This is a genomic window from Photobacterium salinisoli, assembly GCF_003614885.1.
GTDB classification, from domain to species: domain Bacteria; phylum Pseudomonadota; class Gammaproteobacteria; order Enterobacterales; family Vibrionaceae; genus Photobacterium; species Photobacterium salinisoli.
The window spans coordinates 2,243,251-2,260,072 of sequence record NZ_QZMS01000007.1 but is presented as its reverse complement, the minus strand read 5'-3'; the positions used below and the strand labels follow the sequence as shown (position 1 = coordinate 2,260,072).

Here is a 16,822-nt window from a genome sequence, read left to right as displayed (position 1 = left end):
AGCCGTTTCTTTTTTTGGCTCTGAATGTGAGTGCGGATTGTCGCCGAATGGGTTTATGTCATCTTAAGGAGTGAGAGCCATGCAGCATTCTGCCTTTCACGCAGATGATCTCTGTTGCCTTTTGACGTCCGATCAGTAGACTTTCCGCTCCTTCAGCGAACAGCTGTAAGCTAATTTCATGACAGAGCCGTTTATGTCACAACTTGACTACCACATAGTTCACCGTATTCAGCACCAGATCGCCCGTTTAGGGAGCCGCATTGCGCTGCGTTATCATCACGATGGCCAGTGGCGGGATATCAGCTGGCAGACACTGGGTGAACAGATTCACCAGCTCTCATTGGCGTTGCTGGCTCAGGGCGTCGGCGTTCAGGATAAGGTCGGGATCTTTTCGCCCAATATGGCCCGCTGGACGGTTGCCGATCTGTCAACCTTGTTCCTGCGCGGGGTGACGGTGCCGATTTATCCGACCAGTACCGCTCAGCAGGCAGCCTATATTATCAATAACGCCGACATCAAGGTGCTGTTCGTGGGCGAAGCTGCTCAGCTGGACGCGGTATTGCAGATAGCGGCAGAGTGCCCGCAGCTGGAACGTATCGTGCTGATGGATGGGGCCAATGACCATGCCGATCATGCTCTGGTGTGTGATTACGAGCAGTTTGTCGCCCAGGCCACAAAAGGGGATGAAGAGGCGCTCCAGGCCCGTCTGGCAGAGTGCCGGATGGATGATTTGCTGACGCTGATCTACACCTCAGGTACCACAGGCACGCCCAAAGGGGTGATGCTCGATTATGCCAATATTGCCGCGCAGCTGCAGGGCCATGATCAGAAGCTGGCACTGAGCGAAGGGGATGTCTCCTTGTGTTTTCTGCCATTATCCCATGTGTTCGAACGTGCCTGGACTTTCTATGTGCTGCACCGCGGCGGTATCAACTGCTACCTGACCGACACCAATGCTGTGCGAGAGGCGCTGGTGGAAGTGCGTCCGAATGTGATGTCGGCGGTGCCGCGTGTTTACGAGAAAATCTACAGTGCAGTGCAGGCCAAAGTGGCCAAAGCCCCGTTGCACCGCCGGGCGCTGTTTCACGCCGCACTGGCTGTTGGTCACCGTATGGCGACTTGCCGCCAGCAGAACCGCCGATCGGCGCTCTGGTTAAACATCGCCCATAAAGCGGCTGACAAACTGGTGCTGTCAACGCTGCGTGACGTGCTGGGCGGACGCATCAAGTTCATGCCGTGCGGTGGTGCCAAGCTGGATGCCGGTATCGGACGTTTTTTTCATGCTATAGGCATCAACGTCAAACTGGGTTACGGGATGACGGAAACCACGGCGACCGTCTCCTGCTGGGATGATATTGGTTTTAATGCCGATTCAATTGGCACCCTGATGCCCGGCGCGGAAGTGAAAATCGGCGACAACAGTGAAATCCTGGTGCGCGGGCCCATGGTGATGCGTGGTTACTACAAGCTGGCGGAAGAAACCGCGACGAATTTTACCGCGGACGGCTTTCTGAAAACCGGTGATGCCGGGAAATTTGATGAACAGGGAAATCTTTTCATCACCGATAGGATCAAGGAGCTGATGAAAACCTCAGGCGGTAAGTATATTGCGCCTCAGGTGATTGAGGGCGCGATCGGCAAGGATTCGATGATCGAGCAGATTGCGGTGATTGCCGATGCCCGCAAATTTGTTTCTGCCCTGGTGGTGCCTTGTTATGAAACACTGGAAAACCACGCCCGTGAATTGAATATTAAGTATCACAACCGTCTGGAGTTGCTCAGGCACAGCCAGATTGTGGCCGTGGTCGAGAAGCGCATTGCCGAGTTGCAAAAAGATCTCGCCAAGTTCGAGCAGGTAAAAAAGTTCACTTTACTGCCCGAAGCCTTCTCCATGGATGAAGGAGAATTGACGCCAACGCAGAAGCTGCGCCGCAAGGTGATTCAACAGCGGTATCATCAGCAGATCGAAGCTATGTATCACGAGAACCAGCGCCAGGACTCACCGAAGCGCTAAGCGGTACAAACCGGCAATCTTTTCCGTCAGCAACGGCCTGCCTGCAGGCCGTTGTCTTATCTGCGAGACTCAGCCCTGTCTTTTTCATGATTTTCTGTCAGCATGCCAGCATTACAAAGCCCGGGATGGGTGCATATGCTGATTTGTTACTGTGATACTGGTTCATTATCCTGCTCAATTTCTATTCGTTGGCCGTTAATAAGGTCATTTACAGTCAGTACAGAAAATAACCACGAAATAGCTGTGGGGAATGGACGTCAGCGGTTAAAAAACGTTAAGGTGGCGACTGGGTTACTGCTGGCGGGAATGTCCGCTGGCAGTCACATAGTACGAAAAACACACTGGATTTCTTTAGGCTAAAGATAAGCCCTAACTATGTTATACCCGTCTGTACCACTGACACTGTTGGTCTGCTCCCTACCGCTGTCCTGCTGACGGCGACGATTGTTAAGCAAACCCGTTCGGTATTCTGGCGTAACCCGGTATGACTGCCCTTCTGCTGCTTCGGCACAGAAAGACAGCCCCAGCTTGCCATAATTTCCCGGCACATCAGGTCAGATGCTCCGGTACAGACGCAGGTATACGCAACCTGGAGACAAGAATATGGAAATGTTGTCCGGCGCTGATATGATCGTTCGTTCGATGATCGACCAAGGCGTGAAGCATATCTTCGGTTACCCCGGCGGTTCTGTTCTGGATATTTACGATGCGCTGCATGAAAAGAGCGACATCGAGCACGTATTAGTGCGCCATGAGCAAGCAGCTGTTCACATGGCAGACGGCTACGCCCGTGCCACGGGTGAAGTCGGCGTTGTACTGGTGACATCCGGTCCGGGTGCAACCAACGCCATTACCGGTATTGCCACCGCGTATATGGATTCTATCCCTATGGTGGTGCTGTCCGGTCAGGTGATGAGCCACCTGATTGGTAACGATGCTTTCCAGGAATGCGACATGGTCGGTATTTCCCGCCCGGTTGTTAAACACAGTTTTCTGGTGCAGCGCACCGAAGACATTCCGGCCATCATTAAAAAAGCCTTTTACATTGCAGCCAGCGGCCGTCCCGGACCTGTGGTTGTCGATATCCCTAAAGACATGCTGGATCCGTCCAAAGCCTATCCGTACCAGTACCCGGAAGCGATCAGCATGCGTTCGTACAATCCCACCCTGCAGGGCCACAAAGGTCAGATCAAGCGCGGCGTGAAAGCCTTGCTGGCGGCTAAAAAGCCGGTGCTGTACGTGGGTGGCGGTGTCATCATGTCGAACAGTGAGCAGCAAGTGCTGGCACTGGCAGAAAGCCTGAACATTCCTGTGGTCAGTACCCTGATGGGACTGGGCGCTTTCCCGGGCACGCACCGCAACAGCGTGGGCATGCTGGGTATGCATGGTACCTATGAAGCGAATATGACCATGCACAATGCTGATCTGATTTTTGGTATCGGCGTGCGTTTTGACGACCGTACTACCAATAATCTGGAAAAATACTGTCCGAATGCCACCATCATGCATATCGATATCGACCCGTCGTCGATCTCCAAGACAGTCAAAGCAGACATTCCGATTGTTGGTTCTGCCGATGCAGTGCTCAACAGCATGCTCAAGTTGCTGGAAGAACAGCAGTGCAGTAACGATAAAGCCGCGATGGATGAGTGGTGGAGTGAGATTGAATCCTGGCGGGCGCGCAAATGCCTGAGCTACAAAACAGACAGCGACCGCATCAAGCCTCAGCAGGTTATTGAAACCGTTTATAAATTAACCAATGGCGATGCCTATGTGGCATCGGATGTGGGCCAGCACCAGATGTTCGCGGCCCTGTACTATCCGTTCGACAAGCCGCGCCGCTGGTTGAACTCCGGTGGCCTGGGCACCATGGGCTTTGGCCTGCCGGCGGCGATGGGAGTGAAGTTCGCTTTTCCTGATGCGGAAGTACTCTGTGTGACCGGAGACGGCAGTATTCAGATGAACATCCAGGAATTGTCGACCGCGCTGCAGTACGACATTCCGGTGAAAATCATTAACCTGAACAACCGTTTCCTGGGCATGGTAAAACAATGGCAGGACATGATTTATCAGGGCCGTCACTCGCATTCCTACATGGATTCAGTGCCTGATTTTGCCGCTATTGCAGAAGCTTATGGTCATGTCGGTATCCGAATTTCGGATCCGGCGAAGCTGGAAAGTGAGCTGGAACGCGCTTTAGCAATGAAAGATAAGTTAGTCTTTGTCGATATCAGCGTGGATGAAACAGAGCACGTTTACCCAATGCTGATCCGAGGCGGATCCATGAGTGAAATGTGGCTGAGTAAAACGGAGAGAACCTAATGCGCAGGATTGTATCAGTATTATTAGAAAATGAACCAGGTGCACTTTCACGCGTGGTGGGGCTGTTCTCCCAGCGTGGTTACAACATTGAATCGTTGACTGTGGCACCGACGGACGACCCGACGCTGTCGCGGCTGAATATTACTACCAGCGTGGAAGATGCGGCGCTGGAGCAAATCGAGAAACACTTGCACAAGCTGATCGATATTTTAAAAGTCAGCAATGTGACTGATTCAGAGCATGTTGAGCGTGAGTTAATGCTGGTGAAAGTCAAAGCCAGCGGTTATGCCCGTGCAGAAGTGAAGCGGACATCGGATATTTTCCGAGGTCAGATTGTGGATGTCACCAGCCAGATTTATACCGTTCAGCTGGCCGGCACCAGTGACAAACTGGATGCGTTTTTGGACGCCGTCAGTGAAGCGACTGAAATCATTGAAGTTGCCCGCAGTGGCGTAGTCGGTATTGCCCGCGGTGAGCGTTCACTGAAGGCCTGATTCTTCCAGCAATATACCTTCCTTTTCAAGCCCGCCAGGCATCACCTGGCGGGCTTTTTCGTAGTGGCCTTTTCCTCAGACATTAGACTAAAGTCTAATAAGAGATGTGGAGACATTTTCGGTTGACCGTGTGGCTGTGCCATAGGATTTGACATGTTTTCAACTTGGCAGACAGCATGCGAGGAGAGGGCAGATTGATGTTAAATACCGTTCTAGTTCGTTGTATGGCGCTGATGCTGTGCTGGCTCGGCTTTCACGTCAGTGCGTTGTATTTTCTGCTGGCGGTCTTATTGCTCAATACGCATCACAAGGAAATGTTTGGCTGGTGAGTGTTTTGAACAGTAATGCAAAAAAACGTCGGGCAGATAAACAAAACGGGAGCCAAAGCTCCCGTTTTCTATCTGCGGTTGTCGCGACTGCTGAATTTACAGTACGTGTACCGAGGCAGTGTTAGTGGTGCCTGACGGTACCAGTGCACCGGAAACCATGACCACGATATCGCCTTTTGCACCCAGACCGGATTCCAGCGCCAGCGCCTTACCGCGTGCATAGAAGGCATCAGTGCTTTCTATGGCATCGACCACCACTGGCGTAACGCCTTTGGTCAGGCACAGCTGAGCTGCGGTTTTGGTGTTAGTGGTGATAGCCAGAATATTGGCCGTCGGGAAGTACTTACGTACAGAACGGGCAGACTTACCGGCTTCGGTTGCCACAACGATCAGCGGCGCATTCAGCTTCTCTGCTGTGTCTACCGCACCTTTACAGACAGCTTCGGTAATACGCAGGCGAGGGCTGTCCAGACGCGCACTCAGTGAAGCACGCATGGCTGAATCGGTGCGGGCACAGATTTGCGCCATGATGGTGACAGCTTCAATCGGGTATTTACCTTTCGCCGACTCGCCAGACAGCATCACGGCATCAGTACCGTCCATGATGGCGTTGGCAACGTCACCGGCTTCCGCACGGGTCGGACGCGGGTTCTTGATCATAGAATCCAGCATCTGAGTGGCAGTGATGACCACTTTACGGGCACGGTTACATTTCTCGATCATCATCTTCTGCGCGAAGATGACCTCTTCAACCGGGATTTCGACGCCCAGGTCGCCACGGGCAACCATGATGCCGTCAGAAGCTTCCAGAATCGCGTCGAAGTTATCAACGCCTTCCTGGTTTTCGATCTTAGATATGATCTGGATCTTTTCGCCGCCGTTCGCGTTCAGCAGTTCACGGATCTCGTTAACGTCTTCTGCTTTACGGATGAAAGAAGCGGCAACGAAGTCAACGCCTTGCTCACAACCGAATTTCAGGTCGGCTTTGTCTTTCTCAGCCAGTGCCGGCAGCTTGACAGAGACGCCTGGCAGGTTAACCCCTTTGTTTTCGCCCAGATCACCGTTGTTCAGGACACGGCATTTCACTTCAGTGTCGGTCGTGGACAGCACTTCCATTTCGATCAGGCCGTCGTCAACGAGGATAGTGTCGCCCGCGGTCAGATCGTTGGCGAAACCAGGGTAAGTCACGGCCACGCGGTCTTGGTTACCGACAACAGTGGTGTCTGTGGTGAAAGTAAAGTCCTGACCAGCCGTCAGTGAAACGTCTGCGCCGCCTTCCAGTTTGATGGTGCGGATTTCAGGACCTTTGGTATCCAGCAAAATGGCAACAGGTTGACCGGTTTTCGCCATGACTTCACGAACGTTCTGGATACGCTGACCGTGCTCGGCGAAATCGCCGTGCGAGAAGTTCAGACGCATAACGTTCATACCAGCGTTAACCAGTTTGGTCAGCATTTCAACAGATTCAGTCTTAGGACCAATCGTGCAGACGATTTTGGTTTTTTTCATTGAGGATATTCTCCGAGAACTTGAAGGAAACTTCTGGCGCTGTTATACCTCAAAGGACTGATCTATTGATGTTGAATCATAGCTACAAAATGAGATCATGATCGTGTTTTTATCAACAAAGTCCTGAAAGGTATCACTGAGCCATACAAATTGTTTGGCAACATTACTTGCTTTATAAAAGCAGTTGCATTGCTTTGATAAAGCTGATGAAAAGGGTGTACAGACTGACTGAATCGTCGACACGGTAGTGGTGGAGATTCGCTGGCCAGTGCCACAAAGTGACTGAATTAACAAGGTCGTAAGTATAGCAGAGTTTCTATCCCTTACCAGCGTGTGAGTTGGGTCATGCTTTTTGTCTGATCAGCGTTCCATCATTCTGATTCTTCTGCGAAAGCCTTTTCTGATCAGCTATTCCACCTGTTACCAGAATGAATGGACCGCGTGATCAGCCATATAAAGTTTTTTATCAAATAACCAATTTTGTTGAAAACAGGTTGCTGTTTGATGACAACTGGCAAATTTTTCCATTGCGCTTATATGTGTTTTGTCGCTACGCAAGCATCTGTTGTCAATGTTGTGCTCAATGGCGTCATGAATACATCACAAGCCTGTTCGGGCACATGGGCTTGAGGAGTAAACCTTACAGCCAGCCGCTTTCGCAATAGACGAGGTGCGGTTTCGGATCCGCAGACAGTACGACTGAACGGCCTTGTAACGCCTGTTGGTAGTGTTGCTGGCGTTGTGTGTCTTCAGGTAGCCACTGCTCGGGAAAATCGGCCTGAAATTTTGCCAACGTCGCCATCGCCCGGTTTGGATGTCCTAACTCAAAATGTGCCCGGGCGGTGTATATCGCTTCAAGCCGGGTGATCGGCGTGACACTGCCCAGTGCAATGACGGCAGCATAGTCACCCCGCTCTAAATGAATCTGCATCTTGCTGTAGCGAATATAGCTCTGGGTCAGTGGCAGATTGAGTGTTTGTGCAACTTGTTCTGCATGATCCAGATGCGTCATTGCCAGCGACAACCGCTGTTGATCGGTTGCGATCCAACCTCGGAATAAAGCGATATTGGCTTGTAGCAAAGGGGAGACATCTTTTTTCAGCAGCTCTGAAAAGGCTTTCTCAGCACGTGCCAGCTGGTGGGGCTGCTGTTCATGCTTGCCCAGCCACTTCAGATCTAACCCCTGATCCATCGTCGCAAAAGCCAGATAGAATTCACTGTCGAGTAACAGGCGTTGTGCACCAAGCTCTTCAGCCAGCGTTTTGGCCTCGCTGAAATAGATTTCAGCGGCTCTGCCCTGATGGGACTGCATCAGATAAAACCCTTGATATATCAAGGCCAGTGCCAGTTCATAAGGTTGGTCGAGTTCACGGTACATCGCGATGGCATCGCTCAGGGAAGATTCGCGGATCGGCGGGTCTATCTGATCGTTTTGGGCGATGGCCAACAAAGTTGCGGCCTGGCGTGGTTGATCATGAAGCTGACGGTAAAAGTTCAGGGCCTTAAACAGTCGGACCTGATTGGCCGCAAGGTCATTGCCTGGGCTTCTTTCCAGCCCGACACTGGCTGGGCGGCCGAGGTAAAACTGCTGATCCGCATCCTGACGTAATGCCTGTCCTTTTCCTAAAAAAGCAATGAGTTGCTGAGTCAACTTATCATGGGTTGCCCAGTCCATTTCATTCCATGCCAGCTGCGCCCGTAGCTGATAAGCCATGATGCGAATCTGTGGATCGTTTGACTGGTCTGCAGCCTGCACGGCCTCATCGACCAAAGCTGATGTCTCCGAGTCGCCCCGTCGGTAGCTGAGTTCAGCCAGCCAATAGCGCTGTGCGGCATACAATGCCGGTTCCTTACGAATCAGTGCATCCGGAAGAGATCGAAGGCGATGTGTTGCTTGTGGCCACTGTCCCAGAAGTACTTCCGTACCCGCCAGCTGGATCTGGGTCCATAAGCGTTCGGGCTCCAGAATATGGGCCGCTTCGAAGTATTTCCGGGCTGCCAGAGCCCCCTGTGTTTGCAGTAGTGATCGTCCCTGTGCCAGTGTCTGCACGGCAATGGCTGGTGCTTTTTTCGGCTCGGGCTGGATGTCGCCAGGGCTGAGCAGCCGGTTCAGTTGATGACTGACAGAGTGCATGGCGGAGGCGAGTTGCGGGTAGCTCATGCTGCCTTGCTGTGTTCGTCCGTCCGCATAAATGACTTGAAATGTCAGCACTTGCTGCTTGTTGTGCAGCCGGATGCTGGCAAACAGTGCGGCTTCTAAGCCCCGTTGTTTGAGCAGCGTACGTATCTGAGCCGGAAGGGCAGGCCAGCTGAGCTCTGCATCCAGAAGCCAGGCTTTTGCAAGGGCTGGCGGAATGACGGGCTGTAGCCCGCTTTGAGTTAATTGAACCGACAGCATATCGGCCAGCCCGAGCTGGACCCAGTCAAACTCTGCTTTGCCGGTGTCATTGATCATGGGCAGCACAACCAGCCCTGAACTGCGCTGCGCGGCGTGTTGCCGCGGGTTTTGAGAACTCAGAGATGATGGGCTTTGCATCAGCCACAATACGGTGACGAGCGCCAGCACAGTGAGCAGGCCAGAGAGCAGAACAGGCTTGGAAACGTGCCGGAGCTGTTTCACTGATGCTGTTTCATCTCGTGCTGATGATAGTTCGGCCTGTTGTGTCGGTTCAGTGACCGGACAAATCCACTGATATCCCCGCTGAGGATAGGTCCGGATGAACCGGGGATTCTGGGCGCTGTCGCCTAATGCTTTTCTCAGTTCACGAATACTTTGTGTGAGTGAGTTTTCCCGGTATTCGCTGTGGTCCCATAAAGCGTCTAACAGGGTGTCTTTACTGATGACCTGATCTGGACGAGTCAGTAAATATGCCAGTAATTGAGACACTTTGTGGCGCAGGTGAACTTCGGTTTGACCTGCGGACGTCTGATGGCACAACTGTCCTGTTTCGGGATTAAACGTAAAAGCAGCAAACTGGTAGCAGGCCATAAAGTATCCGGTTGAGTCTGAATTTATGAGGCTTCATTGTACGGACAACCCGTCTGAAATCAATCAGATAAGGCGAAAGGGTGCTGTGTGTAAATTATTGATTTTATGTGTTTTATAATAATTTTATGTCGATTTTACCGCCATTTTAGACCGATTTGAGAACGCTTTTCCCGTTGTCCGATATAACCGTTGCATCTTTATCAACAAAGGATGCGACCTCCAATGGAAACCGCTATTCAAACTGCGCTTTTTAATCAGCAATTCGGGTTGTGGATTGTTGGCGCAATATTTTTGGCCGGGCTGCTGACCAGCCTAACCCCATGCGTTTACCCCATGCTGCCGATCACAGTCTCCGTGGTGGGCAGTCATGCGAAAGGGCGTTGGCAGTCCTTTGGGCTGTCCGTCAGTTATGTGCTCGGCCTTGCCGTTATTTACGCCTTGCTCGGTGTGCTGGCCGCGACTACGGGACAGCTGTTTGGTGTGGTCGCCAGCCATCCGATCACACTGATACTTGTGGGAGGATTCTGTTTCGCCATGGCCGCCTGGATGCTTGGCTGGCTTCAACTCCCGGGGTTCTCAATAAACCTGCCCCTGCCTCAGTTTGTCCGACAGCCGCTCATCGGCACTTTTCTGGCCGGTGCCTTTTCCGGGCTGGTTATGGCGCCTTGCACTTCCCCTGTCTTGGGTATGCTGCTGATGTACGTCGCATCCTCCGGCAATGCCTATTGGGCCGCGTTGCTAATGTTTGTGTTTGCTCTCGGGATGAGTGCGCTATTGGTGCTCGCGGGCACTTTCGGTGGCCTGCTGTCATCGCTGCCGCGTTCAGGCCAGTGGATGAACCGGGTGAAATGGCTGATGGCCGCATTGATGGCCGGCGCCGGCACTTTCTTTTTCTTTCAGTTACTTTAGTTGGAGATGATATGAAAACTTCTGTGTTAATCAACAAAGGGTGGCAAGCCATAGTGCTGGCAATTGCCCTGTCAATGCCTGCTGTCCAGGCCGCGGAAATGGAACAAACCGTACCGTTGTTTGAGGCAAAAACCTTGTCTGGACAAGATTTCAATTTATCGGATTACCTTGGCAAACAGCCGGTCTACCTTAAGTTCTGGGCGACGTGGTGCAGCTTCTGCAAAGCTGAGATGCCGCATCTGAATGCTATCGAAGACCAATATGGCGACCAAATTAAAGTGATTTCTATCAATGTTGGTTTTAATGACTCAGTGGCAAAGATTCAGCAACTTTTCCGTCAGGAAGGGTATGACATCCCCACTATTTTTGATGCCAATGGGGAGATTACCCAGAAGTATCAGGTCGTGGGCACACCGCACCATATTCTGATCGATAAGCATGGCAAGATTGCCTACCGCACTTTTCTGGCTACGGATCAGCTGGATCAGATCATTGAACGCTGGGTTCAGCACTGATAAATCAAATACACTGAATTAAAAGGATAAAGGCATGAAAATATCGACCTTTTTGTTTACTTTTTCTGTGCTGATCTGCTTGCTGGCACCGGCAGTCTCTCAGGCTGAATCTGGTGTGGCATTGCTGGAACGGCAGCAAACCATATCCGGTCAACCACTAGACATCTCTGATGAGGAGCGGACCCATCTGGTCTTTCTGGATATCTGGACCAGCTATGCCGGTGAAGGTGCAGATGCCTTCGTCGGGCGGTTGCCTGAATCTTTCAGGCAAACTACCCAGCAGATCTGGATACAACCGGAATTTAATGTGACGCTTGCTCAATTGCAGGAGTTCCAGGGATATTTCCCGCAGGTTGCCCCTATCGTGCTCGATAATCAGCAACAATTGCTGAAAGCATTTGGCTTCTGGCAGACGCCAGCGCATGTGCTGATTGAGCAGGGCAAAGTGGTGTTCAGTGGTGATAACGATGCCTTGCTGGCCTATCTCAATCTCGAACAGGATGCGGCGTATGAGCTTGAAGCGGCCAGCGTTCCAGCTGAAACGGACGCTTGGAAAACACTACAACCGCCGGTTGAATCAGAGCAACTTGTCAAAAAACCTGTACCTTATCTTGTGCCCAAACTCGGCGATACTGCGCCTGTGTTTGAACGAGAAACCTTAACAGGTCAGACCGTTTCGCTGACGGCACTGATGACAAAGGCCAAAGACAAGCAGCCAGTCTCGCTGTTCTTTATTGATGCACTGTGCCCGATGCCGCATTTTCCGGGTTGTGAGGACAAGTTGGCAAAGTGGCAGCAGCAGGTTGAATCGGATACATCACGGCAGTGGGTGGGCGTGATCAGCGGGTATTACATTGATGCTGGTATCGCAGCGGGTTTTGCTGAGAAATTTGGCCTGACAGCCCCGCTGATCTTTGATACAGAGAATGCACTTTATAAAGCTTATGGCGTGCATGCGACGCCCTACCAGATAGATGTCGGACCCCAGGGGCGCATTCAGTATCGCGGCGACCAATTACGCTGATTCCGAAGAGGTTGACCGTTCTGGCTGGTGGTGAAACAGTGCGGCCAGGCGGGCAATCAATGTATCGATCGCATCAGTGGCGACATTGCCAAAGCCGAGCACCGCACCCTGCCAGTCTCTGGTGGGGTGTGCTGCGGGCTCGTAGTAACTCAGCGGTCGCAGCACTATCCCGGCGGCTTCTGCCTGCTGCGCCCAGTCATCTTCACCGATTCCACCTTGCCACCTGAGCGTGATGTGCAGTCCGGCAGGCTGGCTGAGCACTTCCACCTGATCCCCGAAAAAGCGGCTGATGGCATCCAGCATCAAGCGATGTTTGTCTTTGTACAGCCGACGCATTTTGCGGATATGGCGCAGCAAATCGCCTTCCTGAATGAAATCAGCCAGTGCGGCCTGAGTGTGCGCCTGGGTGTCGCCGGTCAGTGCATCTTTGATCATCAGGCAGCGTGATACCAGCGAGGAAGGCACCACCAGATAACCCAGCCGCAGGCTGTTGAACATCACTTTGCTGAACGAGCCGACATAAAGGATCCGATCATCACAGCCCATCTGACCGGCCAGCCCCTGCAGACTGGTATAAGGACGATGGGCAAACTGAAATTCACTGTCGTAGTCATCTTCGATGATCCAGCGTTTCCCCGCTATGGCCCACTCAATCAGCTTCAGCCGCTGCTCAGTGTTCAGAGTTGTCCCCATAGGATATTGATTACTTGGGGTTAAATAGAGTGCCTCTGACTCACTGGTCAGTACGGAATTAACGTCCAGCCCCTGATATGGCTGTATGTTGAGTGTTTGTAACTGATACCCCTGCCAGTCGATGATCTTGCGCATCTGGGTGTAGCCAGGCTGCTCCATCAGGATCCTGTCACCCCGATTGAGCGTTGCCAGCAGGGCAAGTGACAGCGCCTGCTGTGCCCCGGCGGTAATAATGATCCTGCTGGGATCGCAGTGAACCGATCGGCTGGAGGCCAGATAATCTGACAACGCCTGTCGCAGCACGGCTAATCCTTGCAGATCCTGATTCCCCATCAGCGACTGCCGGCCGGCGTGGCGCTGCAATAAACTTTGCCATTTGGCCGCCGGAAAGGCGGCCAGATCCGGTACACCGGGTGCAAAAGGGGCATTCAGATCCAGGGCCTGCGCGATGGCTGGTGGCCTGCTATCGTCCCGTGACGATTGCGTCGGCAGATAGTGATCCGGCAGGTCAACACAGATGTAAAACCCCGAGCCCAACCGGCTTTCGATATAGCCCTCCGCGACCAGTTGCTCATAAGCTGCCGTGACAGTATTACGGCTCAGGGATAACTCTTCAGCCAGTTTGCGTGTTGACGGTAATCTCCCGCCCATTGGCCACAAGTTAGCGACAATCTTGTCGCGGATCGCGTGAAAAAGCCGATCCTGGCGCGTACCTGAACTTCCTGTGATCGACAGATCACCGGTTTCTATGAGTGTTGGAGACAACAAAGCCAAGCCCGGTTCACCTCTTTAAGTCCATTCATTATCAGAGTTTACCCTCTTGGTTCCTTATTACGGCACATCAAAATACATAAATGAAGCCAACACCGATTTCCGCTTCGTAATTATTGCGGGAGATTGGGCTATCGCTCACGTCACTCCCATAGACTTCGTAAAGCGCCTCACCGAAGACCTGCCAGTTCTCGTTCAAGTAATTCCGGTAGTTCACATTAACACCCGTTGATCTGTACCCGCTATCCACATCGGTTTCCGGAAGGCCTGAATTGATGGATTGCTGTGTGTTGACACCAAAGTCCCGGTTGGCGAGCTTACCATCGTGGAAAGTGACAACAGCGCCTAATTCCCAGCCAGTACCGTTAGACTGGCAAGCCAGACAAGTACCTGCACCGAAAATCCCGAGCGTACCAATTTCTCCTGTTAATACACGACCATCTAAAAAGTAACGCCAATTCTCTGCAAGGGCATAGCGCGTTTCCAGCAGCAGTGTCGCCCCAGAACTTGATTCGCCTAACCCATCCAGCCGGCCATCTTCTGAATCCCCTTCTTCACGGCCTTCCTCATAACCTATAGAGGTTTGCACCAACCAGGCATCCTTCACCAAAGTTCGCCAGCCAATGGCCAGACTGGACCAGTAAAAAAGATGGTCGCCGGTTCGCCACTGCACCCCTCCAGCAGGCTCGACCTCAAGCTCAAACTCGTCCGAGCCCTCATAAGCCGACTCATATTCAATGCCTAGCCCCAGCCCAACCCCCCAGCCATCGCCATTTGTAAAATCGTCAAGCGAAGGAAGCGGAACGAGAGATGTCCTCGTCTCTGCCGCATTTACCGAACCATAACATGAAAGAGCGCCAATAAATGTGGCAACGAGAAGGGCTATTTTTTTCATGGTTTCTTGTCCTATAAAGCCGATGGTGTTGATACGACTTACGCTTCACTTTGTTAGGAAGATAGTCCAATTCGCTCCGTACTGCATGCCTCGTCATCGTGACTTGACCCCATTTTGTAGAGTTTCACTCATGGCTGTACTTATGCACAAAAAACTTCGCTGGGGAGTGAGCGATCCTTGGAAGGCTTTTTCTGGGTGAGAAAAGGTCAGTTTTTATCAGAAACCTTGCGATGATTTTTGGCAAAGATCATCAAACGCGGCTATTCAACAGCTCAAGCAGCCCCGGATATTCTGTTGCCAGCTCATGTCTGCGTAATTTGGCCAGCGAGCAATTACCGCGATCAACATGATCAATCAGGCCAACATCTTTCAGGATCTTGAAGTGATGAGAGCGGGTGGCTTTTGAGACGGTCAGGCCAAAGGAAGTGCAATGCCTTTCTGCATCATCGGTGTCTTGAATGAGTTCCAGAATGATGCCAAGACGAATCGGATGTGACAGCGCTTTGAGAATGTCCAGCAGTCCTTCGCGACCGGTTGTATTGCTCTGTTGTTGTGTTGGCATCTTATCTTCCTCGTTAGTTGCATATACGACTATTGACATAGTCTGAATGAAACACTAAGGTTCGAATGTTTTCGAACGTGCTTATTTTTTCGAACGTATCTATTTTGACTAACCATTTTAGTGTGAACGCAATGCAATGTCATGGAAGACGCTCTGCGAGGCACCGCATTTTCCTCGTAAGGAAGGAATCACTATGAAAGAGAATGATCCTAAGCAGAGCCGTTTGCTTTTGGCTGCGGTATTACTTGCTGTTTTTGTTGTACCCAGTTCTATTTCAGGTACGGCGATTGCTTTACCCTGGATTAGCCAGGATGTCCCAGCAGATTTGGCAAGCCTTCAGTGGGTTGTGAATGCATTTAATCTGACCTTTGCCTGTTTCACACTTGTTTGGGGAAGGCTGTCTGACGTGATAGGCCGCAAACGCGCTTTTGTGATTGGGGCAGGCCTGTATGCATTCGCTTCAGCGGGAACGGCGATGTCTTCGGACATTTTATGGCTTGACAGTTTCCGGTCGTTAGCTGGTGTTGGCGGCGCTGCCATTTTTGCCTGTGGCAGCGCATTGCTGATGAATACATTTGAAGGCCATCGCCGAACCCAGGCTTTTGCTTTGTTCGGAACGACGGCGGGGTTGGGGATCACTTTAGGCCCGACAATTTCAGGTATCTTGCTGGTGCTGTCAGGCTGGCAGGCGATCTTCATTCTGCATGCTGTGGTGCTGATTCTTGTCTTGTGTCTTACGATTAAGCTGCCCGATGACAGAGCCACAGACAGGTCTGTCAGCGAGATTGATATTATCGGGAGCGGCTTGTTTATCAGCAGCATGTTTTTGCTGATGCTGACGCTGTCAAAAGGCTATGACTGGGGCTGGCGCAGTCTCCCTAGCCTGATTTGTCTCTCTGGCTCACTGTTGCTGTTCGTTGGGTTTGTCCGGCACATCAGAAGAACGGCGAATCCAGTGCTTAGTTTATCCTTGCTCAGTAACAACCGCTTTATGGGATACATTTTGGTGCCCGTGGTCGCAAGCTTTACCTTTGTTACTTTGCTTACCTATTTCCCCACTTATCTGACGGGCACCTTGCAGATGCCGGCATCGGCGGCAGGCTTGATGATGTTATGTCTGACCCTTCCTGTGTTGTTGTTTCCTCTGATAGCGGGCCGGTTAGCGGCCAAGGGCGTCCCCCCTTCTTTTCTGATGTATTTGAGCCTTGTATGCATGCTAGCCGGTGTCGGCGGGTTACTGCTTGGTATTGAAACGATGCAATCTGTTTGGGTATCTGGTAGCTGCCTGTTTCTGGTGGGGACAGGCATGGGCTTCTCAGCAGGCCTGGTAGACGGAGAAGCGTTAAGTTGTGTCGAGCCGGACGATATTGGCATGGCGGCGGGATTACTCAATACCTTTCGCTTGGGCAGCGAAGCAATTGCCGTGGCATTGTATGGCTCTTTCGTCAGTTCTGTGCTGACGGCGCTGGTTGCTGAGCCGCTGACTGATTTTACCACCGCAGCTCAGAGCGATTGGGTAACGGCCATAGCGTCCGGCAATGCATCCACTCTGATTGCTGAGCTGACAGATGACCAGGCATCAATCCAGATGAGTCTGGTGGCTGAGATGCTTAAGCTTGCTTTTCTGACCACTAATTGCCTGTTGCTTATCATAGCCGGATGCGTGTCGGTCGTGGTGGTGCTGAAACTGCGAAAATGCCATCCAGCCAGGCCCGTACAGGCATAACTGGACCTGTCATTTGGTTAAAACTGGCCCTAAAAATCATACCGGTTTGCCGGTACATTGTCAGAATGAT

14 protein-coding genes are annotated in these 16,822 nt (G+C 51.9%); 8 read left to right on the top strand and 6 right to left on the bottom strand.

All coding sequences use genetic code 11. From position 1 onward, the window contains the following. The first annotated feature begins 193 nt into the window (after window positions 1–193). Window positions 194–2,014 (top strand): AMP-dependent synthetase/ligase, encoded by a 1,821-nt coding sequence (locus D6M16_RS10740; RefSeq protein WP_120511775.1) that lies wholly within the window; start codon window positions 194–196, stop codon window positions 2,012–2,014. 356 nt (window positions 2,015–2,370) lie between these two features. On the opposite strand, the gene D6M16_RS22205 is transcribed toward D6M16_RS10740, so the two are convergent. Continuing rightward, window positions 2,371–2,562, bottom strand: a complete 192-nt coding sequence (locus D6M16_RS22205; protein ID WP_162940974.1) for a hypothetical protein — start codon at window positions 2,560–2,562, stop codon at window positions 2,371–2,373. Window positions 2,563–2,617: 55 nt separating this feature from the next. On the opposite strand from D6M16_RS22205, the gene D6M16_RS10735 reads away from it, so the two are divergent. The 3 genes from D6M16_RS10735 to D6M16_RS22595 all read left to right on the top strand — a co-directional run bounded on the left by D6M16_RS10735 (window position 2,618) and on the right by D6M16_RS22595 (window position 5,159). Then, complete coding sequence (locus D6M16_RS10735; protein WP_120511774.1) at window positions 2,618–4,336, top strand: acetolactate synthase 3 large subunit; 1,719 nt, start codon at window positions 2,618–2,620, stop codon at window positions 4,334–4,336. Then, window positions 4,336–4,830: an acetolactate synthase small subunit gene (ilvN, locus tag D6M16_RS10730; RefSeq protein ID WP_027251784.1), complete on the top strand. Its 495-nt coding sequence runs from the start codon at window positions 4,336–4,338 to the stop codon at window positions 4,828–4,830. Before D6M16_RS10735 ends, ilvN begins: the two co-directional genes overlap by 1 nt. 197 nt (window positions 4,831–5,027) lie before the next feature. Beyond that, window positions 5,028–5,159, top strand: coding sequence for a hypothetical protein (locus D6M16_RS22595; RefSeq protein ID WP_276131395.1), 132 nt, complete (start codon window positions 5,028–5,030; stop codon window positions 5,157–5,159). 96 nt (window positions 5,160–5,255) lie between these two features. Here the strand turns inward: D6M16_RS22595 and pykF are convergent, their stop codons facing one another. Together pykF and D6M16_RS10720 are read right to left on the bottom strand one after the other, a co-directional pair. Continuing rightward, window positions 5,256–6,668 carry a pyruvate kinase PykF gene (pykF, locus tag D6M16_RS10725; RefSeq protein ID WP_120511773.1) on the bottom strand — a complete coding sequence of 471 codons (1,413 nt, stop codon included), beginning with the start codon at window positions 6,666–6,668 and terminating at the stop codon, window positions 5,256–5,258. Window positions 6,669–7,308: 640 nt separating this feature from the next. Continuing rightward, window positions 7,309–9,657, bottom strand: a complete 2,349-nt coding sequence (locus D6M16_RS10720; protein ID WP_120511772.1) for a winged helix-turn-helix domain-containing protein — start codon at window positions 9,655–9,657, stop codon at window positions 7,309–7,311. A gap of 222 nt (window positions 9,658–9,879) precedes the next feature. Here D6M16_RS10720 and D6M16_RS10715 point away from each other — a divergent pair, with 222 nt between their 5' ends. The 3 genes from D6M16_RS10715 to D6M16_RS10705 are packed head-to-tail and all read left to right on the top strand — an operon-like array spanning window position 9,880 to window position 12,105. Continuing rightward, window positions 9,880–10,566: a cytochrome c biogenesis protein CcdA gene (locus D6M16_RS10715; protein WP_120511771.1), complete on the top strand. Its 687-nt coding sequence runs from the start codon at window positions 9,880–9,882 to the stop codon at window positions 10,564–10,566. An 11-nt stretch (window positions 10,567–10,577) separates the two neighbouring features. After that, entirely contained in the window at window positions 10,578–11,081 is a 504-nt protein-coding gene (locus tag D6M16_RS10710; RefSeq protein WP_162940973.1) for a TlpA family protein disulfide reductase, read from the top strand. 34 nt (window positions 11,082–11,115) lie between these two features. Continuing rightward, a complete protein-coding gene (locus tag D6M16_RS10705) occupies window positions 11,116–12,105 on the top strand; it encodes a peroxiredoxin family protein (protein WP_120511769.1) in 990 nt (329 codons plus the stop codon). Here D6M16_RS10705 and pdxR read toward each other — a convergent pair. From pdxR to D6M16_RS10690, 3 genes are all read right to left on the bottom strand, one after another. Next, window positions 12,097–13,572, bottom strand: coding sequence for a MocR-like pyridoxine biosynthesis transcription factor PdxR (gene pdxR, locus D6M16_RS10700; RefSeq protein WP_120511768.1), 1,476 nt, complete (start codon window positions 13,570–13,572; stop codon window positions 12,097–12,099). The two genes, D6M16_RS10705 and pdxR, sit on opposite strands and share 9 nt — an antisense overlap. 67 nt (window positions 13,573–13,639) lie before the next feature. Beyond that, entirely contained in the window at window positions 13,640–14,464 is an 825-nt protein-coding gene (locus D6M16_RS10695; protein WP_120511767.1) for a MipA/OmpV family protein, read from the bottom strand. A gap of 250 nt (window positions 14,465–14,714) precedes the next feature. Continuing rightward, a complete protein-coding gene (locus D6M16_RS10690) occupies window positions 14,715–15,026 on the bottom strand; it encodes an ArsR/SmtB family transcription factor (RefSeq protein WP_120511766.1) in 312 nt (103 codons plus the stop codon). 193 nt (window positions 15,027–15,219) lie between these two features. On the opposite strand from D6M16_RS10690, the gene D6M16_RS10685 reads away from it, so the two are divergent. Beyond that, a complete protein-coding gene (locus D6M16_RS10685) occupies window positions 15,220–16,752 on the top strand; it encodes an MFS transporter (protein ID WP_162940972.1) in 1,533 nt (510 codons plus the stop codon). Window positions 16,753–16,822: the final 70 nt, after the last annotated feature.

Coding starts and splice junctions, on each gene's coding strand:
- D6M16_RS10740 (WP_120511775.1), top strand. CDS start 194: ATGTCACAACTTGACTACCACATAGTTCACCGTATTCAGCACCAGATC.
- D6M16_RS10735 (WP_120511774.1), top strand. CDS start 2,618: ATGGAAATGTTGTCCGGCGCTGATATGATCGTTCGTTCGATGATCGAC.
- ilvN (WP_027251784.1), top strand. CDS start 4,336: ATGCGCAGGATTGTATCAGTATTATTAGAAAATGAACCAGGTGCACTT.
- D6M16_RS22595 (WP_276131395.1), top strand. CDS start 5,028: ATGTTAAATACCGTTCTAGTTCGTTGTATGGCGCTGATGCTGTGCTGG.
- pykF (WP_120511773.1), bottom strand. CDS start 6,668: ATGAAAAAAACCAAAATCGTCTGCACGATTGGTCCTAAGACTGAATCT.
- D6M16_RS10720 (WP_120511772.1), bottom strand. CDS start 9,657: ATGGCCTGCTACCAGTTTGCTGCTTTTACGTTTAATCCCGAAACAGGA.
- D6M16_RS10715 (WP_120511771.1), top strand. CDS start 9,880: ATGGAAACCGCTATTCAAACTGCGCTTTTTAATCAGCAATTCGGGTTG.
- D6M16_RS10710 (WP_162940973.1), top strand. CDS start 10,578: ATGAAAACTTCTGTGTTAATCAACAAAGGGTGGCAAGCCATAGTGCTG.
- D6M16_RS10705 (WP_120511769.1), top strand. CDS start 11,116: ATGAAAATATCGACCTTTTTGTTTACTTTTTCTGTGCTGATCTGCTTG.
- D6M16_RS10695 (WP_120511767.1), bottom strand. CDS start 14,464: ATGAAAAAAATAGCCCTTCTCGTTGCCACATTTATTGGCGCTCTTTCA.
- D6M16_RS10690 (WP_120511766.1), bottom strand. CDS start 15,026: ATGCCAACACAACAACAGAGCAATACAACCGGTCGCGAAGGACTGCTG.
- D6M16_RS10685 (WP_162940972.1), top strand. CDS start 15,220: ATGAAAGAGAATGATCCTAAGCAGAGCCGTTTGCTTTTGGCTGCGGTA.